Origin of the sequence: Actinoplanes subglobosus (genome assembly GCF_042650585.1) — a bacterium.
GTDB lineage: Bacteria > Actinomycetota > Actinomycetes > Mycobacteriales > Micromonosporaceae > Actinoplanes > Actinoplanes subglobosus.
Genome location: NZ_JBHSBL010000031.1, coordinates 40743 through 62971 on the forward strand (window position 1 = coordinate 40743; position 22229 = coordinate 62971).

General features: G+C 70.2%; 21 protein-coding genes. 10 read left to right on the plus strand and 11 right to left on the minus strand.

Annotated elements, in window-relative coordinates:
* Positions 1-27: 27 nt before the first annotated feature.
* The 7 genes from ACFO0C_RS44675 to ACFO0C_RS44705 all read left to right on the plus strand — a co-directional run bounded on the left by ACFO0C_RS44675 (position 28) and on the right by ACFO0C_RS44705 (position 7650).
* Positions 28-2283: a putative bifunctional diguanylate cyclase/phosphodiesterase gene (locus ACFO0C_RS44675; RefSeq protein WP_378072952.1), complete on the plus strand. Its 2256-nt coding sequence runs from the start codon at positions 28-30 to the stop codon at positions 2281-2283.
* 43 nt (positions 2284-2326) lie between these two features.
* A complete protein-coding gene (locus ACFO0C_RS44680; protein WP_378072953.1) occupies positions 2327-3103 on the plus strand; it encodes a metallophosphoesterase in 777 nt (258 codons plus the stop codon).
* Positions 3104-3184: 81 nt separating this feature from the next.
* Positions 3185-3388 carry a hypothetical protein gene (locus ACFO0C_RS44685; protein ID WP_378072954.1) on the plus strand — a complete coding sequence of 68 codons (204 nt, stop codon included), beginning with the start codon at positions 3185-3187 and terminating at the stop codon, positions 3386-3388.
* A 133-nt stretch (positions 3389-3521) separates the two neighbouring features.
* The gene (locus ACFO0C_RS44690) at positions 3522-4496 is read left to right on the plus strand and encodes an efflux RND transporter periplasmic adaptor subunit (protein ID WP_378072955.1); all 975 of its coding nucleotides are present in this window, start codon (positions 3522-3524) and stop codon (positions 4494-4496) included.
* The gene (locus ACFO0C_RS44695; RefSeq protein WP_378072956.1) at positions 4493-5188 is read left to right on the plus strand and encodes an ABC transporter ATP-binding protein; all 696 of its coding nucleotides are present in this window, start codon (positions 4493-4495) and stop codon (positions 5186-5188) included. The genes ACFO0C_RS44690 and ACFO0C_RS44695 overlap by 4 nt, the downstream gene beginning before the upstream one ends.
* The gene (locus tag ACFO0C_RS44700) at positions 5185-6480 is read left to right on the plus strand and encodes an ABC transporter permease (protein ID WP_378072957.1); all 1296 of its coding nucleotides are present in this window, start codon (positions 5185-5187) and stop codon (positions 6478-6480) included. Before ACFO0C_RS44695 ends, ACFO0C_RS44700 begins: the two co-directional genes overlap by 4 nt.
* A 201-nt stretch (positions 6481-6681) precedes the next feature.
* Positions 6682-7650 carry an ABC transporter substrate-binding protein gene (locus ACFO0C_RS44705; protein WP_378072958.1) on the plus strand — a complete coding sequence of 323 codons (969 nt, stop codon included), beginning with the start codon at positions 6682-6684 and terminating at the stop codon, positions 7648-7650.
* Between the two features lie 24 nt (positions 7651-7674).
* On the opposite strand, the gene ACFO0C_RS44710 is transcribed toward ACFO0C_RS44705, so the two are convergent.
* From ACFO0C_RS44710 to ACFO0C_RS44720, 3 genes are read right to left on the minus strand one after another with little or no spacing between them, the layout of a single operon-like run.
* Complete coding sequence (locus ACFO0C_RS44710; protein WP_378072959.1) at positions 7675-8430, minus strand: pseudouridine synthase; 756 nt, start codon at positions 8428-8430, stop codon at positions 7675-7677.
* Positions 8399-9385 carry an SMC-Scp complex subunit ScpB gene (scpB, locus tag ACFO0C_RS44715; RefSeq protein WP_378072960.1) on the minus strand — a complete coding sequence of 329 codons (987 nt, stop codon included), beginning with the start codon at positions 9383-9385 and terminating at the stop codon, positions 8399-8401. Before scpB ends, ACFO0C_RS44710 begins: the two co-directional genes overlap by 32 nt.
* A complete protein-coding gene (locus tag ACFO0C_RS44720) occupies positions 9382-10395 on the minus strand; it encodes a segregation and condensation protein A (protein ID WP_378072961.1) in 1014 nt (337 codons plus the stop codon). Before ACFO0C_RS44720 ends, scpB begins: the two co-directional genes overlap by 4 nt.
* A 118-nt stretch (positions 10396-10513) precedes the next feature.
* On the opposite strand from ACFO0C_RS44720, the gene ACFO0C_RS44725 reads away from it, so the two are divergent.
* Positions 10514-11038, plus strand: coding sequence for a GNAT family N-acetyltransferase (locus tag ACFO0C_RS44725; RefSeq protein WP_378072962.1), 525 nt, complete (start codon positions 10514-10516; stop codon positions 11036-11038).
* A gap of 39 nt (positions 11039-11077) precedes the next feature.
* On the opposite strand, the gene ACFO0C_RS44730 is transcribed toward ACFO0C_RS44725, so the two are convergent.
* From ACFO0C_RS44730 to ACFO0C_RS44740, 3 genes are all read right to left on the minus strand, one after another.
* Positions 11078-11329, minus strand: a complete 252-nt coding sequence (locus ACFO0C_RS44730; RefSeq protein WP_378072963.1) for a hypothetical protein — start codon at positions 11327-11329, stop codon at positions 11078-11080.
* Positions 11330-11557: 228 nt separating this feature from the next.
* The gene (gene glpK / locus ACFO0C_RS44735) at positions 11558-13015 is read right to left on the minus strand and encodes a glycerol kinase GlpK (protein WP_378072964.1); all 1458 of its coding nucleotides are present in this window, start codon (positions 13013-13015) and stop codon (positions 11558-11560) included.
* Positions 13012-13773 carry an IclR family transcriptional regulator gene (locus ACFO0C_RS44740; RefSeq protein ID WP_378072965.1) on the minus strand — a complete coding sequence of 254 codons (762 nt, stop codon included), beginning with the start codon at positions 13771-13773 and terminating at the stop codon, positions 13012-13014. Before ACFO0C_RS44740 ends, glpK (ACFO0C_RS44735) begins: the two co-directional genes overlap by 4 nt.
* Positions 13774-13854: 81 nt before the next feature.
* Here ACFO0C_RS44740 and glpK (ACFO0C_RS44745) point away from each other — a divergent pair, with 81 nt between their 5' ends.
* Positions 13855-15333, plus strand: coding sequence for a glycerol kinase GlpK (gene glpK / locus ACFO0C_RS44745; protein ID WP_378072966.1), 1479 nt, complete (start codon positions 13855-13857; stop codon positions 15331-15333).
* 22 nt (positions 15334-15355) lie between these two features.
* Positions 15356-17065 carry a glycerol-3-phosphate dehydrogenase/oxidase gene (locus ACFO0C_RS44750; RefSeq protein ID WP_378072967.1) on the plus strand — a complete coding sequence of 570 codons (1710 nt, stop codon included), beginning with the start codon at positions 15356-15358 and terminating at the stop codon, positions 17063-17065.
* A 43-nt stretch (positions 17066-17108) separates the two neighbouring features.
* Here the strand turns inward: ACFO0C_RS44750 and ACFO0C_RS44755 are convergent, their stop codons facing one another.
* The 5 genes from ACFO0C_RS44755 to ACFO0C_RS44775 form a co-directional block, all read right to left on the minus strand.
* Complete coding sequence (locus ACFO0C_RS44755; protein ID WP_378072968.1) at positions 17109-17855, minus strand: hypothetical protein; 747 nt, start codon at positions 17853-17855, stop codon at positions 17109-17111.
* Complete coding sequence (locus ACFO0C_RS44760) at positions 17852-19216, minus strand: AAA family ATPase (protein ID WP_378072969.1); 1365 nt, start codon at positions 19214-19216, stop codon at positions 17852-17854. The genes ACFO0C_RS44755 and ACFO0C_RS44760 overlap by 4 nt, the downstream gene beginning before the upstream one ends.
* Positions 19149-20507 (minus strand): MFS transporter, encoded by a 1359-nt coding sequence (locus ACFO0C_RS44765; protein ID WP_378072970.1) that lies wholly within the window; start codon positions 20505-20507, stop codon positions 19149-19151. Before ACFO0C_RS44765 ends, ACFO0C_RS44760 begins: the two co-directional genes overlap by 68 nt.
* Before the next feature lie 72 nt (positions 20508-20579).
* Positions 20580-21248, minus strand: a complete 669-nt coding sequence (locus ACFO0C_RS44770; RefSeq protein WP_378072971.1) for a hypothetical protein — start codon at positions 21246-21248, stop codon at positions 20580-20582.
* Between the two features lie 10 nt (positions 21249-21258).
* Positions 21259-22191 (minus strand): ParA family protein, encoded by a 933-nt coding sequence (locus ACFO0C_RS44775; RefSeq protein ID WP_360333656.1) that lies wholly within the window; start codon positions 22189-22191, stop codon positions 21259-21261.
* Between the last annotated feature and the right edge of the window lie 38 nt (positions 22192-22229).

The window sequence follows — 22229 nt, forward strand, 5'->3', positions numbered from 1 at the left end:
GGTCTCCGTCTGCCGATCGAACGGCTCGTGACGAGACCATCCCTTCGCCCGGCCACCGCCGTGCTCGCCCTCGCGGCGATCTGGCTGCTGGTCGCGGTCGCGCTCGGTGCCTTCGGGGTGCTGTGGCCGGTGCCGCCGTGGCTGCTGTGGCCGGCCGCCATCGGCGCGACCGCCACCGCCACGATGGCCTGCCGGGTGGCGACGGAATCCGGGCAGGGTGTGGCCCGCGACTTCTGGCGGCGGATGAGCTCGACCTGGGTGTGGCTCACCGTCGGTGGTGTCGTGCAGCTCGGCAACCGGCTGTTCATCGACCACTCGGAGGCGCTGAACCCGGTGGCCGGGGTCTGTTTCGCGGTGGCGGCCGGGTTCGCCATGGTGGCCATCGTCCGGTTGCCGCACCCGCGGCGTACCTGGCGGTCCTCCCTGGCCACCGGCCTGGACATGGCGATCGTCACGACCGCGGCGGCGATCGTCTTCAGCCACTTCCTGTGGAACACCGCGAACCCGGCCACCGGCGGCACCGCCACGGCGACCTTCCTGCTGATCGTGATGATCACCGGGACCGCCGCGGTGGCCGCCGTGATCAAGGCCGGGGTGGCCGGCGCCGGACCGGTGCTGGCGCCCGCCCTGTGGACGCTCGCGCCGATCGGGCTGCTCTCCCCTCTCTCCTGGCTGCTGGCCCCGGTCATGGCCCCGTGGCCGCACCTGGACACGTCGGTTGCCTCGCTGCCCGTCTCCAGCCTCATCGTGGCGCTCGCCGCGTGGGTGCAGGACCGGGTGAACACCACCGACCGGCCGGCCACCGCACGGTCGGCGGCGACCGGCCGGCGCAGTGGCCCGTGGCGCAACATCAGCCTGGTGCCCTACATCGCCGTCGCCGCTGTCGCCACGATGCTGATCGTCGTGACGCTCCGCCTGGGCTACCTGACACCGGGCCTGGCCGGCGGCTCGGTCGTGCTGACCGTGCTGGTGGTGACCCGTCAGCTGATCGCGCTGCTGGACAACGCGGTGCTGCTGGACCGGCTGGAGGACCAGGCCCATCACGACGACCTGACCGGCCTGCCGAACCGTCGCCTGTTCACCGCCACCCTGTCGCGGCGGACGACGCCGACCACCGTCGCGGTGTGTGACCTGGACGGGTTCGCGGCCCTCAACGACCGGCTCGGCGACGAGACCGGTGACGCGCTGCTGCGTGCCGCGGCCGAGCGGGTCGTCGCGGTCAGCCCCGGTGCGGTGGTGGCGCGACTGCTCGGTGACGAGTTCGGCGTGCTGATGCCGGGCGGCGACACCAGCCTCGCCGAGACGCTGGTGGACGCGTTCCGTACCCCGTTGCGGGTCGACTCCCGCGACCTGCTGGTGACGGTGACCGCCGGCGTGGCCACCGGGACCGGCGACGAGGTGCCTGATCTGCTGCGCCGCGCCGAGCTGGCGCTGCAGGCGGCCAAGTACACCGGCGCGGACCGGTTCCGCGAGCACAACAGCGCCCTGGACGCCACCGCGCAGCATCACGCCGAACTGGCCGCCGCACTGCGCCGGGGCCTGGAGCGGGGCGAGTTCCGCCTGCTCTACCAGCCCATCGTGGAACTGCCGGGTGGCACGGTGACCGGTGTCGAGGCGCTGATCCGCTGGCACCCGGCCGACCAGCCGGTGATCTCGCCGGCCGAGTTCATCCCGGTCGCCGAGCACAGCGGCCTGATCATCGACCTGGGCGCGTGGATCCTGGACCAGGCGTGCGCGGACGCCGCGGCGTGGCAGCAACGGCACGGTTCCGGCGGGCCGCGGGTCAACATCAACGTGTCGGCGCGGCAGCTGCTCGACCCGGACCTGCCGGGTCTGGTCGCCGACGCCCTGCACCGGCACGGGCTCACCCCGGACCGGATCACCATCGAGATCACCGAGACCGCGGTCTTCGCCGGCGGCGCGGCCCTCGAAACGGTACGGGAACTGCGTGAACTCGGCGTCGGCCTGGCCCTGGACGACTTCGGGACCGGGCACAGCTCGCTCACTCTGCTGCGGACATGTCCGGTGACCACGCTCAAGGTGGACAAGTCGTTCATCGACGACCTGAACGGCACGGCCGAGCAGGAGGCCATCGCGTCGTCACTGAGCACGATCGCCAGCACCCTCGGGCTGCGGGCGGTCGCCGAGGGTGTGGAGACCCGCGATCAGGCGGACCGTCTGCACGCGCTCGGCTACCGATACGCGCAGGGCTACTACTTCGCCCGCCCGATTCCGGCCTCCGACATCGAAGAGCTGCTCACCGGCCCGGTCCTGATCCCCTGACTCTCAACATCATCGACACATCGACCGGTTATAGTCCCGGGCCGTGCGCCCCCTTTTCGCCGCCAGCGACATGCACGGTCATCGTGCCGAGTTCCGGGCCGCCCTGCGCGACGCCGGGCTGATGGATCCGGCCGGGGACTGGGCCGGCGCCGACGCCCGGCTGTGGGTTCTCGGCGACTACTTCGACCGCGGGCCGGACGGCATCGGCGTGGTCGACGACATCCGCCGGCTCACCGCGCAGGCGGCCGCGGCCGGTGGCGAGGTGGGCGCCCTGCTCGGCAATCACGAGGCGCATCTGCTGGCCGCGCACCGGTTCGGGTCGGCGCCGGTGCCCGGCTGGGCGGCGCGGGCCGACGGTTACTGGGGTGCGTGGATGACGCTCGGCGGCCGCGAGGACGACATGCGCCGCCTGACGCTCGACCATCTGGCCTGGTTGCGGGCCCTGCCGGCGATGGCCCTGGTGGACGGGTACCTGCTGATGCACTGCGACAGCACCCGCTACCTGGAGTTCGGTGACACCGTCGAGGCGGTCAACAAGGCGGTCGCCGGGCATCTGGCCGGCAACGATCCGGCCGAGTGGCTGACCTTCTGCTTCCTGGTCAGCGGTCGCGGTGAGCTGCATTCGCCGGAGGCGGCCGACTTCCTTCTCGCCGCCTTCGGCGGCTCGCAGATAGTGCACGGTCACAGCACGTTGATCAGCTGCTTCGGCCTCAGCCGGGCGGAGGCGAGCCGGCCCTTCCGGTACGGCGGAGGCCGTGTCCTGGCCATCGACGGTGGCGTGTTCGAGGGTGGTGCGTTGCTCGTCACCCGTCTGCTCTGAGTGACGCCGGGTGTGGAGCCGTCGCTGAGGGGTACGGTGCGAGAGATGATCTGTTCCTGTCCCGAGTGTGGAGCGGCCGGCGTGCCGCTCATCTTCGGGCTGCCGGCCGCGGAGGCACAGGCCGCCGCCCGCCACGGCGAGCTGGCCCTGGGCGGATGCACCATGCCCGTCGAGCCGCCGAACTGGGAGTGCCCCGGTGGCCACCGCTGGCGTGACGCCGACGAGATCGGCTGGGACGAAAGGCTGATGTCGGTCCTCGTCGCGCACGGCTACCCCGAGGACTGACCCCGCGGCCACCCCGAGGACTGATCCACCGCTACCCGTGGTTGCGACCATACGGTACCGTTCTGCCGCGCCGGCTCACAGACACCATCTTCGATGCCGGTATGTCCGGTACCGAAGCTGAACGGGGTAGCGAGTGAAGAGACGTGTGGGGGTGATGGCCGCCTCGGCCGTCGCGCTGGTCCTGAGTGGCTGTACGTCCGAGGCCGACACGGCACCGACGCCGGAGCTCGAGGCCAGAGGGACCGTGCTCACCACCGTGCAGCCGACCCGGCAGGACCTGACCAATCAGATCAGCCTGTCCGGCAAGGTGAGCATCAACCCGGTCTACGGCATCGTGGCTCCCGCCGAGGGCGAGCTGCGGTTCACCGAGCGCCAGCCGACCACGGTGGCGGTCAGCCGGGACACCTGGGTGGCGTCGGTGTGGGACGGGGGCGTCCCGCGCAAGATCTTCGTGCCGGAGGGTTCGACCATGGCCGGCCGGCTGATGGACGACCGTTCCCCGGTGTCGAAGGGCATGCCGGTGGTGTCCGCCCGGCACGTCGGCTACGGCATCACCGCCGACATCGACAGCGCCCAGGCGTACCGGATCTCCGGCGCCGTCAAGCAGATCAAGGCGCAGATCAAGAACGGCCCCGGCCCGTTCGACTGCAAGCCGGTCGGCACCATCGCGGCGCTGCCGGCGGGCACCTTCCCGGAGCCCGAGCCGGTCCCGACCAAGGCGCCGGCGGCCAACCCGTCCGCTCCTCCGGTGATCGTCGAGACCGAGCGTCCGGCCGCGCCGGAGGGCTCCGAGGCGACCGGTCTGCGGCTGGTCTGCGCGGCGCCGGAGAAGGTGCGCCTGATCAACGGCTCCGACGTCACCCTCGATGTGATCACCGGCCGGGCCGAGGACGTCATGGTGCTGCCCGTCGAGGCGGTCGCCGGGCTCCAGGGCAAGGGCAAGGTCGACATCGTCGGCGAGGACAAGCAGCGGACGACCGTCGACGTCGTGCTGGGCATCTCGGACGGCAAGGTCGTCGAGATCAAGAAGGGCCTGACCGGCTCCGAGACGATCGCGATCCCGGGGCCGAACCTGCCCGCCCCGGAGCAGCCCGAGGTGACCGGGTGACCGCGCTGATCCAGCTCGACGGGATCACCAAGGTCCTCAAGGGGCAGGAGCAGCCCCGTACCATCCTCGACGGGGTCAGCCTCGACGTGCACGCCGGCGAGAGTCTGGCCATCGTCGGCCGGTCCGGGTCCGGCAAGAGCACCCTGCTCAGCGTGCTCGGCCTCTTCGACCGCCCGGACCAGGGCAGTTATCTGCTGTCCGGTGACGACATCAGCCGCCTGCCGGAGCGCAAGGCGGCGAAGCTGCGCAGCTCGCACTTCGGTTTCGTCTTCCAGCGGTTCTTCCTGCTCAAGCACCTGACCGCGGCGCAGAACGTGGCGATGGCCCTGGTCAACGGCCAGGGCTGGCTGCCCCGCCGGCAGCGCCGGGCCAAGGTCATGCAGGCGCTGGAGGAGGTCGGCATCGCGCACCTGGCGAAGAACCGGCCGGCCCGGATGTCCGGCGGCGAGCAGCAGCGGGTGGCGATCGCCCGCGCCCTGGTCCGTGAGCCGAGGATCCTGCTGGCCGACGAGCCGACCGGCGCCCTGGACACCGAGACCGGCACCCTCGTGATCGACGCCCTGCAGTCGGTCACCGCCCGCGGCTGCGCCCTGATCCTGGTCACCCACGACCGCGACCACGCCGCCCGGATGGGCCGCATCCTGCACCTGGATGCGGGTGTCCTGACCGAGCAAGGGATGGTCGCCCGATGATGCGGCTGTCCGGGCGGGCCCGGTCGGCCCTGATCATCGGCCTGCAGGGGATCCGGTCGCGGAAGACGCGGACCCTGCTGTCCATGGTGAGCCTCTTCCTCGGCGTGCTCGCCGTCGTCGTGGTGCAGGCCGGCGCCAGCATCGCCGAGCGGGCCCTGCTCGCCGACATGGAGCTGTTCGAGGGCTTGGACGGCACCGTCGTGATGGACATCGGCGGCACGTCGCCGCAGCTGGGCCAGGTCGTCACATCCACCGTTGCGGGCCGCTCCGACGCGGTGGCGATGACCGGCATGCAGGCGATCATCGGCGAGCCGGGGGTGCGGCCGGTCAACGAGGGCGGCGTGCCGCTGGACGGCTCGTGGGGCGACTTCGGAACCCCGATGACCTGCGACGAGACAGGCTGCCGGGAGTTGTCGCCCTCCGAGATCCAACCCAAGGGCCAGGCCATCGAGGTACGGCTGACCGCGCTCACCGGCGACGTCCGGCAGTACCGTCCGTACCGTCCGCAGTCCGGCACCTGGCTCGACTTCTCCACGATGCCGTCCCTGGCACCGCGGCTGGTGCTGAACAAGGCGGCGGCCTACGGTTTCGAGCAGTACAAGGTGCCCGCCGAGATGCGGGTACCGGGTGCCTCGGCGAACATGACGCCGTCCCTGATCGGTGTGGTGGACGACGGCGATCAGCAGCCGCGCGCCTACGTCCGGCTCGACGAGCTGAGCCACTGGGTGCCGACCGCCAAGCTCATCGACCCGAACATGAGCGAGGTGCGGGTCCTGATGACCGCGGGCACCCCGGTCGAGCAGGTGCTGTCGGCCAAGTTGAGGGCGATCGGCGTGGACCCGATGGTCCGTACCGTCAACTCCCGTGAGGACCAGGAGGAGCAGCTGTCGCTGATGCGGCTGGTGTTCCTGGCGATGGCCGGCCTGGTGCTGCTGATCGGTGTGGCCGGCATCCTCAACGTCGGCCTGGCCACGGTCGGCGAGCGGGTCGAGGAGTTCGCGCTGCGCCGGGCTGTCGGTACGCCGCGGGCCCTGCTGGCCGGGATCGTGCTGGCCGAGACCCTGATCACCGGCCTGCTGACCGCGGCACTGGCGATCGGTGTGAGCGTGCTGGGGATGAAGGTGCTGGTGTCGGTGGCCGGCAGTTCGCAGCCGTTCCTGCAGGGCATGCAGTTCCCCTGGGACGCCGGGGTGGCCGGGGTGATCGCCGGTCTGATCGCGGGTGTGCTGGGCGGGTTCATCCCGGCCATCCGCGCGGCCGGGATCCCGATCGCCACGGTGATGCGGGCCTGAGAATCCCGGCATCGGTGAATGTCACCGATGCCGGGATCACCCGAAAAATCAGTACTTAGCATTCGGCAAACAGTGAAGGCCGACAATTCAATAAGCGGGGTAGAACGACGATGACCTCGTTGTTATCGTCAACATCCGTTCCGGGAAATGATCATTTGGATTCATACCGACGGGGGCCCCGCCATGCACAGACGTTCTTTCGTGACCTTGACCGCGGCGGGCGTCGGCTCGCTGCTGGCGGGCTGCGGCAAGGACGAGCCGGGCGGCGTCGACCTGAAGAACGCGCCGAAGGGCCCGATCGTTCTCGGTTTCTCCCAGGTCGGCGCCGAGGGCGGCTGGCGCAAGGCGAACACCGCCTCGATCAAGAAGGCGGCCGAGCGCAACCGCATCGATCTGAACTTCAAGGACGCCGAGGGTGACCCGGCCCGGCAGATCGCCGACGTCCACTCGTTCATCGACGCCCGGGTCAACGTGATCGCCTTCGCCCCGGTGGTGGAGACCGGCTGGGGACAGGTGCTGCGCCGGGCCCGGGACGCGGGGATCCCGGTGGTGCTGACCGACCGCCTGATCGACGAGAAGGACACGTCGCTCTGGGTCAGCTCGATCGGTGCCGAGTTCGCCTCCGAGGGCAACCTGGCCGCCATCTACCTGGAGAATGAGTACGCCGGGACATCCGGCCAGGTCAACGTGGTGGAGATCCTCGGCGCGACCGGCGCCACCCCGACCAAGCAGCGCGCCCAGGGGTTCGCCGCCACCGCCGCCAAGAGCGGCAAGCTGAAGGTCGTCGACGAGGAGACCGGCGACTGGACGAAGGACGGCGGTGAGGCCGCGATGAAGAAGCTGATCAAGCGGAACAAGCGGATCGACGCCGTTTTCGCCCAGAACGACGACATGGGACTGGGTGCTGTCATCGCTCTCGAAGCGGCCGGAAAGAAACCGGGATCAGCGCCGAAAATCGTCACCGTCGACGGCACGAAAGCGGCCCTCGAAGGACTCGTCGCCGGAAAACTCACCTATGTCGTCGAATGCAGCCCGGAGATCGGCGAGCCGCTCATGTCGGTGGTCGTCGACCTGTTCCACGGCGGGCGCGTGCAGAAGCGCATCCAGTCGGAGAAGGCGGTCTTCGACACGCAGACCGCCGCCGAGGCCCTGCTCGACCGCACCTACTGATCCGGCCGGCAGGGCACCACGGAATCAGTCGCCGACGGCCTTGAAGAGCGCCCCGACCTCGGCTGTCGACAGGTGCCGGAAACCGCCGGGACGCAGGTCGCCGAGACGGATCGGGCCGACCGCCGTGCGGATCAGCCGGGTCACCGGGTGGCCGACCGCGTCCATCATCCGGCGGACGATGTGCTTGCGGCCCTCGTGCAGGACGATCTCCACCTGCGCGGTCTTGCCGATCGCGTCGACCAGGCGGAACGAGTCCACCTTCGCCGGGCCGTCCTCCAGCTCGATGCCCTTCTGCAGGGCACGGCCGACGGTCCGCGGCAGCGGCCCGACCACCTCGGCCAGGTAGGTCTTGTTGATCTCGTACGACGGGTGCATCAGCTTGTGCGCCAGCCCGCCGTCGTTGGTGAACAGCAGCAGCCCCTCGGAGTCGGCATCGAGCCGGCCCACGTGGAACAGCCGCTGCTCGAAGTTGGCCCCGAGGAAGTCGGCCAGCTCGGTGCGGCCCTTCTCGTCGTCGAGGCTGGAGACGACGCCGCGCGGCTTGTTCAGCGCCACGTAGACGAGCTTGGTGTTGGTGATCACCCGCTGCCCGTCGACGTGGATCTCCGCCGTGGCGGGGTCGACCTTGTCGCCGAGCTTGGCGACCCGGCCGTTGACGGTGACGCGCCGCCGGAAGATCAGGTCTTCGCAGGCGCGCCGGGATCCAACACCGGCCGCCGCCAGGACTTTCTGGAGGCGTTCGGCGGTGTCAGCCTGAGGCATCGAGCACTTCTTCCACATCGTCGGGCAGGAACGGAGCAAGGGGCGGCAGCTGGTCGACCGAGTTGAGGCCCAGCTTCTCGAGGAACAACGGCGTCGTCCGGTACAGGTATGCCCCGGTTTCCGGCTCGGTGCCGACCTCCTCGATCAGGCCGCGAGTGACCAGCGTACGCATGACCCCGTCACAGTTCACACCGCGGATGGCCGAGATGCGGGATCTGGTGACCGGCTGCTTGTAGGCGACCACGGCGAGTGTCTCCAGCGCGGCCTGGGTGAGCCGCACCGACTGGCCGTCCAGGACGAACCGCTCGACGTACGCCGCGTACTCCGGGCGGGTGTACAACCGCCACCCGCCGGCGACCCGCCGCAGGTCGATGCCGTGCCCGGCCGCCGTGTAGCGGGCCGACACGTTCTCCAGCGTCCGCGCGATCCGCTCCACCGGCTGCTCCAGAACCTGCGCCAGCTGCAGCTCGCCGACCGGCTCGTCGACGACGAGCATGATCGATTCGAGAGCGGCGGCGAGGTCGGCGTCGTCGAGATCGACCACCGCGGCGGTACGGGCGACGCTCTCCGCAACCGCGGGAACCGCCTCCCGCGGCCGCCGGGGCTGCGACGGCACCGCGGCCATCACCACCGGCTCGGCCACCACCGGTGTGACTTCCGGCTCCACGGCCACAACCGGCATCGCAGCCACAACCGGCTCCGGCTCGGGTTCCGGCTCCACGACCGGCTCAGCCTCGACGGCGGACTCGATCTCCGCCACCGGCTCGGCTCCGGCGAGAGATTCAGCGGCCGGAACGAGAGGGGGTTCGACCGCCGGAACGAGAGGGGGTTCGGCGGGCGGCTCGTCGAGAAGCTCGGCGGCGGCCTCGGCCTCGGCCTGGTACTCCCGGTCCGGCTCCCGCCGCCGCTCCCACGGCGGCACCCACGCCGCGGCCTGGGCGGCCAGCGACTCCGGCTGCTCCTCGCTGCTCACGATGTCTCCTCCACGGCCGCCGGCTCGTCCGCCGGGGCCTCGTCGTCACCCGTGTCAAGATCGCCACCAGCGGCGTCCGAGTCAAGCCGCGCGGCCGCGGGATCGTCCGAACCGGTATCGTCGTCTGCCGGTTTGCTGCCCTCGTAGTCGTCGACGTCGAGCTCGATGTCACCGTCACCGCCGATCCACCGGACGGTCAGCTCGTCCAGCGAGACGGGCTGCTCGAAGTCGATCAGCCCTTCGCGGTAGAGCTCCAGCAGCGCCAGGAACCGGGCCACCACCTCGAGCGTGTTCGCACAGTCGGCGACGAGCAGGCTGAACGTGGCCACACCGGCCCGGCGCAGCCGGTCACGCAGCAGGTTGGCATGCTCGCGGACACTGACCCGCACCTGATGGATGTGGGCGATGGACACCTGCGGCGGCCCCGGCTTGGGCAGGAAACTCTTCAGCGCCATCTTCAGCAGGCGTTCCGGCCCGACGCCCAGGACCAGTTCGGGGAGCGCATCCGCATACCGCTGCTCGAGGGTGACCATCCGCGGCCAGCGACGCGCCCCGGTGGCCTCGAGCTCCGCGATGTGTGCGGCGGCCTCCTTGAAGGCCTTGTATTGCAGCAGCCTGGCGAAGAGCAGGTCGCGTGCCTCCAGCAGCGCCAGGTCCTCCTCGTCCTCGACCTCGGCGGCGGGCAGCAGCCGGGCCGCCTTGAGGTCGAGCAGGGTCGCCGCGACGAGCAGGAACTCGCTGGTCTCGCCGAGGTCCCAGTCGTCGCCCATGGCCCGGATGTAGGCGATGAAGTCGTCGGTGACCTGATGCAGCGCGATCTCGGTGACATCCAGCTTGTGCTTGCCGATCAGCTGGAGAAGAAGGTCGAACGGGCCGGTGAAGTTGTCCAGCCGGACGGTGAATCCACTGGCCTCGATCTCCACACCGGCGGGCGCGACGGCCGGGACGGCGGCACCGGGCTCCGGCGGCGACGGGGCGGGCTCTTCAAGCACGTGCCGACCGTAGACCATGCCTGTGACGAGTTCCTCCGGGTGCACGCTCTTCCAACGTCTCAATCCCTGCCGGGTTGCTCCGCGGCCGGGTTACCGGCCGGTTACATTTCCTCGCGATCGGCGTTACGCTGCGGCGATGCGGTCACTGATCTCACCCCGGCTGCTTCTTCGCGAGTGGGAGGAGAAGGACATCGACTTCCTCCTCGACATGTACTCGCGGTGGGAGGTGGCACGGTTCCTCGGTTCGGCGCCACGGGTGCTGACCGGGCACGACGACGCGGTCGCGACGCTGACCCGCTGGCGTGCCCGGCAGGACGACGTGCACACGATCTGGGCGGTCCAGGACCGGTCGACCGGTCACCTGCTCGGCACCGCGCTGCTGGTCCCGCTCCTCGCCTCCGGCGAGACACTGACGCCGTGCGGCGAGACGGAGATCGGCTGGCATCTGCACCCCAACGCCTGGGGCAAGGGGTACGCGACGGAGGCTGCCAATGCGGTGATGGCCTACGCGGCCCGTTCCGGAATCGCGCCGGTGCTCGCGGTGACCTGGCCGGAGAACACGGCGTCGCAGGCGGTGTGCCGGCGCCTCGGAATGCGTCACCTGGGGCAGACCGACAAGTATTACAACTCCACTTTCGAACTGTTCACGAACGCGTCGTGAGAACGGGCCGCCGAGCAGAGAGCACGGCGGCCCGGCAGATCACTTCTTCTTGGCCTTCTTGGCCTTGGCGGGGGCCTCGACAGCCACCGGCTCCTCGACGACCGGCGCGGCCACGACGACCTTCTTGGCCTTCTTGGCCTTGGCAGGGGCCTCGACCACCACGGGCGCCTCGACGACCGGCTCGGCCACGACGGCCTTCTTGGCCTTCTTGACCTTTTCGGCCTTCACCGGCTCAACCGGCGCAGCCTCGACCTTTTCCGCCTTCTTGGCCTTTTCCTTGGTCTTCGCCACGTCGGCCTCCTTTCGCAGATGTAGCTCACGCGACCCAGCCGGCGCGCGTGTGTGTGGACGCGACTATAGACACCCTTGTGAAATCTGGGGTTAGCGTGACCGAAGTGAGATGTTCACCATTCTGTTTCTGGCCGATCGGGCTCAGCCGTCCACACATCGGAAAAGCCGGGAGCGGCACGCAATTGCGACTCCCGGTGACACTCCTCGCCGACAGTCCACGGTAGAGGGTCAGTCCTCCCGGCTGAAGAGCACCGCGCATTCGATGGCCCGCCGCCAGCGGGCGTAGTCGCGATCGCGGCGGCCGGAGTCCAGTGTGGGCCGCCATCGTCCGGCCCGGTGCCGGTTGGCGCGCAGATCCCGCAGGTCCGACCAGTAGCCGACGGCCAGCCCGGCCGCGTAGGCGGCACCGAGCGACACCGTCTCGGCGACCATCGGCCGGACCACCGGCACCTGCAGGACGTCGGCGACGATCTGCATCAGCAGATTGTCGGCGGTCATCCCGCCGTCCACGTTGAGGGTGGTCAGGGCCAGGCCCGAGTCGGCGTTCATGGCGTCGACGACGTCGCGTGTCTGCCAGCCGGTCGCCTCCAGCACGGCGCGGGCCAGATGGCCCTTCGTGATGTACGAGGTGAGACCGACGATCACACCGCGGGCCTCGCTGTGCCAGTAGGGCGCGTAGAGCCCGGAGAACGCCGGGACGATGTAGCAGCCGCCGTTGTCGGCGACCGTACCGGCGAGGGTCTCGATCTCGGAGGCGGTGGCGATCAGCCCGAGCCCGTCGCGGACCCACTGGACGAGCGAGCCGGCGATCGCGATCGAGCCCTCCAGGGCGAACACCGGATCCTCGCCGCCGATCCGGTAGCCGACCGTGGTGATCAGGCCGTGGCTGGACCGGACCGGGATGGTGCCGGTGTTCATCAGCAGGAACCCGCCGGTGCCGTAGGTGCATTTGGCCTCGCCCGGCTCGAAACAGGTCTGCCCGAACAGGGCCGCCTGCTGGTCACCGATGGCCGCGGCGATCGGAACCCCGGGTAGCACGGCGTCGGCTGTCCCGTACACCTCGGATGATGATCTTATCTCCGGCAGCATGGCCCGCGGGATGCCGAACAGGTCGAGGAGAGCGGGATCCCAGTCCAGGGTGGAGAGGTTCATCAGCATGGTGCGGCTGGCGTTGGTGACGTCGGTGATGTGCAGGCCACCGGTCAGGTTCCAGATCAGCCAGCTGTCCATGGTGCCGAAGAGGATCTCGCCGCGCTCGGCCCGGTCGCGGAGGCCGTTGTCGAGCAGCCATTGGATCTTGGTAGCCGAGAAGTAGGTGGCCGGCGGCAGCCCTGTCCGGCTCTTCACGAAATCCGCGTCCAATGTAGAGACGTCGGTGCGGGTGTCCTGCCAGACGATCGCCGGGGCCACGGGCACCCCCGTCACACGGTCCCACAGGACCACCGTCTCCCGCTGATTCGCTATCCCGATCGCCGCCACCTCGGACGGATCCACGTCGGCCAGCGCCTTCCTGATCAGTTTCCGCAGGTCACGCCAGATCCGCGCCGCGTCGTGCTCCACCCACCCCGGCCGCGGATAGGACTGCGGATGCTCGGCGCGCACCGCCGACACCACGGTCGCCCGCCGGTCGAACAGGATGCACCGCGTCGACGTCGTCCCCTGATCGATAGCCAGAACGTAGCTCATGCCCCGGCCACGTCCCGGGAGATCGACCGCGCCGCCGCCACCACGTGCTCCACCAGTGCCGGGCGCGCCTGCCGCCGGGTGTCGGTCAGCCGCTCCACCGGGCCGGCGATGCCGACGGCACCCACCACGAGACCGCCGGAGGTGCGCACCGGCGCGGCGATCGCCGCGAGACCGGGCCGCCACTCCTCCACCGACAGACCCCATCCGCGGGCGCGGGTCTCGGTCAGCGTCCGGGCGAGATCACGGCGGTCGGTCACGGTCCTTCTGGTGTACGACTCCAGCCCGCCCGCCGCCACCGAGGCCTCGGCGGCGGCCGAGTAGGCGAGCAGGACCTGCCCCAGGGCGGTGGCGTGCGGCGGGAGCCGGACCCCGGTGTCCAGCGACTGGGCCGAGTCGTCCGGCCGGAAGACGTGGTGCACGACGAGGACCTGGCCGCCGTCGAGCACACCCAGCCGCACCTCCTCGCCGCTGCGGGCCGCCAGCGCGTCGGCCCAGTTGAGCGCCCGCCCGCGCAGCTCGTTGGCGTCGATGCCGGCCGAACCCAGGTCGAGCAGCCCGCGGCCGAGCCGGTAGCGGGCGGTCCGGGTGTCCTGCTCGACGAACCCGACGTGCTCCAGGGTCCGCAGGATGCTGTGCGCGGTGGATTTCGGCAGGCCGAGCGCGTCCGCGACCTCCTTGACGCGCAGCCGGTCCGGACCGGCCGCCAGCAGGCGCAACACGGCCGACGACCGCTCGATCGACTGGATCAACCCCGGCACGTGCGACATTGTCGCACGCACGGCGTTGTGGCACTCCTGAACGGCTCCTAACGTCCCCGACGTCGAGGACAGGAGGCACTTGTGGCGCGATACGTCGGCGCGATCGATCAGGGCACCACCAGCACGCGGTTCATGATCTTCGACCGGGCCGGTCGAGAGATCGGCCGACACCAGCTGGAGCACCGGCAGATCCAGCCCCGGTCGGGCTGGGTCGAGCACGACCCGGCGGAGATCTGGGAGAACACCCTCAAGACCATCGCGGTGGCGCTCGCCGACACCGGCCTCACCCCGGCCGACCTGGCCGCCATCGGTATCACCAACCAGCGCGAGACGGTGGTGCTGTGGGACCGGGCCACGGGAGCGCCCGTCGCACCGGCCATCGTGTGGCAGGACACCCGTACCGATCATCTGGTCGCCGCTCTCGATCCTGATCTGATCCGGGACCGGACCGGATTGCCGCCGGCCACCTACTTCTCCGCCACGAAGGTCCAATGGCTGCTCGACAACGTCACCGGCCTGCGGGACCGCGCCTCCCGGGGTGACGTGCTGTTCGGCACGGTCGACAGCTGGCTGATCTGGAACCTCACCGGCGGCCTGCACCTCACCGACGTCACCAACGCCAGCCGCACCATGCTGATGGACCTCTCCACCCTGGACTGGGATCCCGCCCTGCTCGCGCTCTTCGGGATCCCGCGGGCGATGCTGCCGGAGATCCGCTCCTCGGCCGAGGTCTACGGCACCGCCGACGCGGTTCTCCCCGGGGTGCCGATCGCCGCGGCCATCGGTGACCAGCAGGCGGCCCTGTTCGGGCAGACCTGTTTCGAGCCGGGCGAGGCCAAATGCACCTACGGCACCGGCGGGTTCCTGCTGATGAACACCGGCACCACCCCGGTCCGGTCCAGCCACGGCCTGATCACCACGGTCGGCTACCGCTTCGGGACCGACGCCCCGGTCTTCGCCCTGGAAGGCTCGATCGCCGCGTGTGGCTCCGCCATCCAGTGGCTGCGTGACCAGCTCGGCGTCCTGGAGTCCGCCGGCGACAGCGAGACCCTGGCCGGCCAGGTCGAGGACAGCGCCGGCGTCTGCTTCGTGCCCGCGTTCTCCGGCCTGTTCGCCCCCTACTGGCGGCCGGACGCCCGGGCCGCCATCGTCGGCCTGTCCCGCTTCCACACCGCCGCCCACATCACCCGGGCCGCCCTCGAAGCGATCTGCTACCAGACCCGCGACGTCGTCGAGGCGATGGCCCAGGACTCCGGGACCGCCCTCGACTGCCTGCAGGTCGACGGTGGCGTCACCGCGAACGCGCTCTGCATGCAGCTCCAGGCCGACATCCTCGGCGTACCGGTCAGCCGGCCGGTCGTCGCCGAGACCACCGCGCTCGGCGCCGCCTACGCGGCCGGGCTCGCGGTCGGCTTCTGGAACTCCCTGGACGACCTGCGCGCCAACCGTCACGAGGACCGGCGCTGGCAGCCGTCCTGGTCGGCGGACCGGCGCACCGAAGGTCTCACCCGCTGGCGAGCGGCCATCGACCGCACCCTCGACTGGGTCAGCGTCGGCTGACCTTTTTTCCGGAAGGACCAGTATGAAAACCGGAGTGATCTCGCCCCAGGCCCGCACCAAGGCCCTCGAAGCCATGTCGTCCGGCCCCGAACTGGACGTGCTCGTCGTGGGCGCCGGAGTCGTCGGCGCCGGGTCCGCACTCGACGCCGCCACCCGCGGGCTCTCCGTCGGCCTCCTCGAGGCACGCGACTTCGCCAGCGGCACCTCCAGCCGGTCCAGCAAGCTGATCCACGGCGGCCTGCGCTACCTGGAGATGCTCGACTTCAGCCTGGTCCGCGAAGCACTGCGGGAACGCGGCCTGCTCATCCAGAAACTCGCGCCGCACCTGGTCCGGCCGGTGCCGTTCCTCTACCCGCTGCAGAAGCGGGCCTGGGAGCGCCTCTACGTCGGCGCCGGCGTGGCCCTCTACGACATCCTCGCCCTCTCCGGTGGCGGCGCGGGCGTGCCCGTACACCGGCACCTCAGCCGGGTCGAAGCGCTCAAGGCCTTCCCGTCGCTACGCCCGGAGACGCTGGTCGGTGCGATCCGCTACTACGACGCGCAGGTCGACGACGCCCGGCACACCATGTTCCTGGTCCGGACGGCCGTCGCCAACGGCGCGCACGTCGCCTCCCGCACCGAGGTCACCGGCTTCCTCCGCGAGGGCCGCCGGGTCGTCGGCGTCACCGCCCGCGACCTGGAGACCGGCGCCGAACTCACCATCCGCGCCCGCACGGTGATCAACGCGACCGGTGTGTGGACCGGCGACAGTCAGGCCCTGCTGACCGGCGAACGCGGCGAATTCAAGATCACCGCGAGCAAGGGGATCCATCTGGTCGTTCCGCGCGACCGGATCGCCGGCCGCACGGGCATGATCCTGCGTACGGCCACCAGCGTCCTGTTCGTGATCCCCTGGGACGAGCACTGGATCATCGGAACCACCGACACCGCGTGGACCCTCGACAAGTCCGATCCGGCCGCGTCCGGCAAGGACGTCGACTACCTGCTCGACGAGGTCAACAAGGCGCTCGCCGTGCCGCTGACCCGCGACGACGTGCAGGGTGTCTACGCCGGTCTGCGCCCGCTGCTGTCGGCCGAGGCGGCGAGCACCGCCAAACTGTCCCGCGAACACGCCGTCGGCAACCCGGTCCCCGGGATGGTCGTGGTCGCCGGCGGCAAGTACACGACGTACCGGGTGATGGCCAGGGACGCCGTCGACGCCGCCGTCCGCGAGCTCGCCGCCCGCGTCCCCGCCTCCTGCACCGACCAGGTCCCGCTGCTCGGCGCCGACGGCTACCGCGCCGCCTGGAACCGCCGCGCCGCTCTGAGCCGCGAATCCGGCCTCACCGTGACCGCGATCGAACACCTGCTGCGCCGCTACGGCACGCTGATCGACGAGGTGCTGTCCCTGATCGAGGCCGACCCGTCGCTCGGCCTGCCGGTCGACGGCGCACCCGGCCACCTGCGCGCCGAGATCCTCTACGCGGCCAGCCACGAGGGTGCCCGGCACCTGGACGACGTGCTGTCCCGGCGTACCCGGATCGCTTTCGAGACCCCCGACCGCGGTGTCGCGGCGGCCCGCGCGGCGGCCACCCTGATCGCCCCGGTCCTGGGCTGGTCCGAGGCCGACGCGGCCCGCGAGGCCGACGCCTACGAGTCCCGCGTCATCGCCGAACTGGCCGCCCAGCAGCAGCCCGACGACGCCACCGCGGACGCCACCCTCCGCCGCACCACGCTGGCCACCGCCGCCTGACCGAGCTGCTCCGGCGTGCGAGCGGGCACGCCGGAGCAACTTTTCACCGCAGCAGCGCGCCACGCAGCACACCGTCCCGCAGCGCGGCCACGATCTCCGGGACATCCTTGAAGATCACCGCCGCGCCGGGCAGCTCCACCTGCCGCAACATGGCCTGACAGACGTCGGCACAGGGTTGCTCGCGGATGATGCGAACCAGTCGGTCCGGCCGGTACACGCTCTTCCCCCTCACCGCGTCCGGCCATTGCCGCAGACACATCTCGACAACAGCGAAGGCCTGCTGCCGGCCGCGCGCCAGGATCGGCCGGTTCAGCCCGAAGACCTCGATACTCTCCCGGCCCTTCGCGGTCAGTGCACGGTACTCACCGACGGACAGCGACAGCATCAGATGGTCGAAGGGGTCCTCCGCGCTGGGGTCGATCAGCAGCGGACGGCCCTGCCCGTCCACCGGAAACCGGTCCCGCTTGTGATGGCTGTTGCAGTGCGAACAGGCCAGCAGGTGGTTGTACCAGTCGAAGGTCCGCAGCGGGGCCCGGAACATCGGCTCGTGGTGGTCGATGTCGGTGCCCTGGTTGTCCCCGCAGTACATGCACCGCTCAGCACCGGCCGCCATCCCGGCCAGGACGGTTCTGATCGGAGCGGTGACCGTGGCCCGGGTGTGGCTCTGACGCCACAGCGTCCGGGCTGTCGACAGCCGTTCGCCGGTCTCCTCCTGCTGGATCCGCCCGGTCAGGGTCGTCATTCGTGCGTCGAGTTCCGACGGCAACGGGGTCCGGACGATGGGGATCACCTAGGACGTTGCTCCGCGTCGGAGACGATCCGGGCGGCGAGTTCATCGGCCCGGGCCGCGGGTGAGCTGCTCAACCGGTCCCGCAGGTCCTCATAGCGCCGGACGGCGGCCTCGTCAGCGCTTCCGAGGAGCACATCGGTCTCGAGAGCGACCAGCTCACGACGAAGACGGACCGCCTCCTCGGAGTACGGCGTGTCCAATCCGAACAGCTCGGACATGACCGCATCGTCGCCACTGCCGTAGACGATGCGCTCGTAGAGATCCTGCTCGACGATGCGCGGCGGCTCGTCCTCATCCGGGCCGGGGAGCCGGATCAGCCCGTTCTCATCAGCGGCCTGACAGATGTAGGGGCTGTGCGTCGTGACGATGAACTGGATCCGCGGGAAATGCGTCTTGAGCCAGTTGCCGATCCGCTTCTGCCAGGAGACGTGCAGGTGGGCGTCCACCTCGTCGATGAGAACCACGCCGGGTGCCGTCACGGTCGGAGATCCGTCCGCATATTCGACGTCGAGGCCGCCGTAGCAATCGTGCAACTGCTTCAGCAGGTCCACGACCAAGGCGGCAACCGCACGGAACCCATCGCTCATCTCCCTGAGCGGAAAGCGGTGGCCCCCGCGCTCGACCCAGAGTCCCTCCGAATCGACGTCGCGAACCTGGAAGCCGTCCGGCAGGAGACCATCCCCGAGAACGGCGAGAGCCGCGCTCTTGAGGCTCTCCGCGCCAGGGCGGGCCTCCAACGCTCGCAAATGCTGCTCGATCAGCCAGCTGACACCCTCAGCCAGTGGGATGTTGTCATCGAAAAGACCGGCGATCCGGGCCGCCGGACCATTCTTCGGAAGCGGCCGGTGCGCAGAACCGGAGACGTCAGCCAATCGCCGGAACGGACCATACGCGGCACAGAACCACCCTGACGCGTTCGCATCCCATGGGCCGCTGGTGGCGCTTCCCGGCTCTGTTGGGTCATCAAGGAGCCCGAGAAGCGGCTCGACATCCGATCGCTCGCGCCAAGACTCCGGCGGGAGGTCCAAGGAGAGGCCGAACGAGAGCGGATGCCCCTCCCACGGCTCACCGCCGCGGAACCGGTCGCGGCGCACGTCACGAATCACCCGGACCTGCCACATCGCGGACTGCTGCCCCGCCGCGAGCCATCTAGAGAAATCTGCGACGAGGTAGGTGGCGACCTTCGGGCCGCCGAGCGCGAGCGCCACCGCACGAAGCAGTGAGGTCTTGCCCGAGCCGTTGCGTCCGGCCAACACCGTCCAACCGGCGAACGAACCGTCCGGCCGGGTGAGGTCAAGCGCAACATTGCGGGCACTGTGAAAGCCGCGCACGTTGTTGAGCCTGATCGTCTTGAGGTACACACCGACAGCCTATCGATCGCCGATCCGGCTGCCGTCCGGCGAACCCGGCGCCGCGGCCGTCATGGTCGTCTGCCGTCGTCTCCCGCGGCGGGATCATCACCCAGTTCTCGCCCCGGCCGGGTGGAACCGCGCGAGGGGCCGGGGGTGGGCGGCCGGCGTGGGTGGTGGTGCCCAGGGCGAACGCGGTCGTCGCGGCCACCGTCACGGCGCCGCACAGGAGCAGGGTGCCGGTGTAGTCGAGCAGGGCCACCGAGGCGCCGCCGACGATGCCGGCCAAGACCATCCCGGCCGTGGTGGCGTTGGCGAACAGGGTGGTGGCCCGGCCGGTCGCGGGTGCCATCGTGTCCTGGAACCAGCGGATCCCGGCCGCGCCGACAACCGCTATCGAAATGCCGCGGACCACCTGGCCGGCCACCAGCAGGGTCATGTCGCGGGCGAGCAGGGTGAGGGCGAAGAAGAACACAAAACCGCCCATCCCGACGAGGATGACCAGCCGCTGACTGATCCGAGCCGGTACCGCGGCCAGCAGCAGGGCGGCGACCACCTCGACCGCGGCACAGACGCTGAACAGGACGCCGACCGACGAGTCGGCCTGGCCGAGTTCCCGGGTGACGAAGAGCGGGATCGCCACCGAAGCGGCGAACATCGCTGTGAAGAACAGGGTGATTCCGGTGGTCAGCAGGACCGTGGCGGTCCGCGGGACCGCCGGGACCGGCTCGCCGCCGGGCAGGCTGGACGGCCGGTGCCGGCCCGGACGGGGTACGGCCAGGAGCACCCACACGGCGGCCACCACCAGGACCACCCCGGCCGAGCGGAGGATCGCCGGGAACCCGGCCATCGCCCGGACCCCGGCGCCGATCAGCGGGCCGGCCGCCCAGGCCAGCGACCACACCGAACGCAGCAACGGCACCGCCCGGCCGGCCTCCGGCGCGTCACCGACGGACTGGCGGGCCAGCGCGAACAACTGCGGGAAGGCGGCGGCCAGGGCGGCAAGAAGGGTGACGGCTAGGAGCATCAGCCAGGCGTACGACGTGATGACCGTCATCAGCCACAGGGCGATCCCGCCGCAGACCATGGACGTGCTGGCGTACCCGCGGGAGGGCCGCCGGTCGAAGCCGCGGCCGGCCAGCCAGGCGATCAGGATGCCGCCGGCGCCGTGGATCGACACGAAGACGCCGGTCTGGAGCGGGGTGAGGCCGACGACCTTGGTCACGAACAGGACGAAATAGGATCCGACCATCGAATCGGCCACGCCGAGCAGCAGCACAGCGACTGCCAGTGACATCGACATCGCTCAAACAGTAACCCCGGAAGCCGCGAAAAACAGCGCGCGAGGCACGGAAACCGTGGAATCGGGGCGGCCTCAGGCCCAGATTCGCAGGAAGAGGATGCCGAGGAAGTCGATGATCCTCAGCAGGATCGGGTAGCTCGTCGGGAAGAACGAGCACACCAGCAGGATCAGCGCGCCGATGTTCTTGTCCTCGAACCACAGCCGCATCCAGGCCATGCTCGGGCCCGGTTTGCGGAGCGCGTTCCACAGCACGCCGAAACCGTCCAGCGGCGGGATCGGGATGAGCGCCAGCAGGCCGAAGGTGAGCAGGCCGGTGCCGAGCGACAGCGCCACCTGGCCGGCGATCGTCAGCGGGAAGCCACGCAGGATCCAGCCCGGGTTCAGGAGCTCCAGCTCGGGGGCCGGCTGGACCAGCGCGAACCCGGCGATGATCAGCTCACCGGCGAGGATGCAGGCGACCGGCCCGGCGGCGAACACCGCGGCGGCCCGGCCCCGGCCACGCCAGCGCGGCACCTCGTCGACCGTCACCTGCCGGCCCCAGCCCTGCCCACCGATCGCGGCCGCGACGGCGCCGAACGGGTCGATGTCCTCCCGCGGGCTGAACCGCACCAGCGGGCGCCCGTCACCGAGCCCGACGACACGTGCCGTGAACCTCATGGCGACGGCACGCAGCGCCAGGCCGAGCAGGAAGGAGACGACCAGGGCGACGAACGCCACCGGTTCGCCGAGAGCGAAGAGCACGGTACGGGACCTAGCCTCGATCTGCCTGGGCGGCGATGACCTCGCGAGCGAGCTGACGGTAGTTACGGGCGCCGGACGACGCAGGGTCCAGCGTAGTGATCGGGGCACCCGCCACGGTCGACTCGGGGAACTTCACCGTCTTCGTGATCACCGTCTGGTAGACCTTGTCGCCGAACGCCTCGACCACACGCTGCAGAACCTGACGGCAATGGGTGGTACGGGAGTCGTACATCGTGGCGAGGATGCCCTCGAGCTCGAGGTCGAAGTTGAGCCGCTCGCGCACCTTGTCGATGGTGTCGAGGAGCAGTGCCACACCGCGGAGGGAGAAGAACTCACACTCCAGGGGGATGAGCACGCCGTGCGCGATGGTCAGCGCGTTGATCGCCAGCAGGCCCAGCGAGGGCTGGCAGTCGATCAGGATGAAGTCGTACTCCTTGCGGACCGAGCGCAGCGCCCGGGCCAGCGCCATCTCCCGCGCGACCTCGTTGACCAGCTGGATCTCGGCGGCCGACAGGTCGATGTTGGCGGGCAGCAGGTGCAGACCGGCCACGTCGGACTTGATGATGACGTCCTCGGTGGCGACGTCGTCCTGCATCAGCAGGTTGTAGACACTCAGGTCGAGGTTGTGCGGGTTGACGCCGAGGCCGACCGAGCAGGCACCCTGCGGGTCGAAGTCGACGAGGAGGACCTTCCGCCCATACTCCGCCAGCGCGGCACCCAGGTTGATGGTGGTGGTCGTCTTGCCGACACCACCCTTCTGGTTGGCCAGGGCGATGATGCGGGCCGGGCCGTGCCGGTCCTTGGGCATCGGCTCGGGGATGGGCCGGCGCATGGTGTAGGCCGTGGGGTCAGCGGGACCGAGGTCAGCGCCCAGATCCAGGGAATTCTGCTGTTCGCGGAGAGTGGAGGTCCAGGCCTCTGCACGTTGGCCGTTCCCTGACATGCCCCTCGCCCCCCTTCGACTCGCAGCCTATAGCCCCG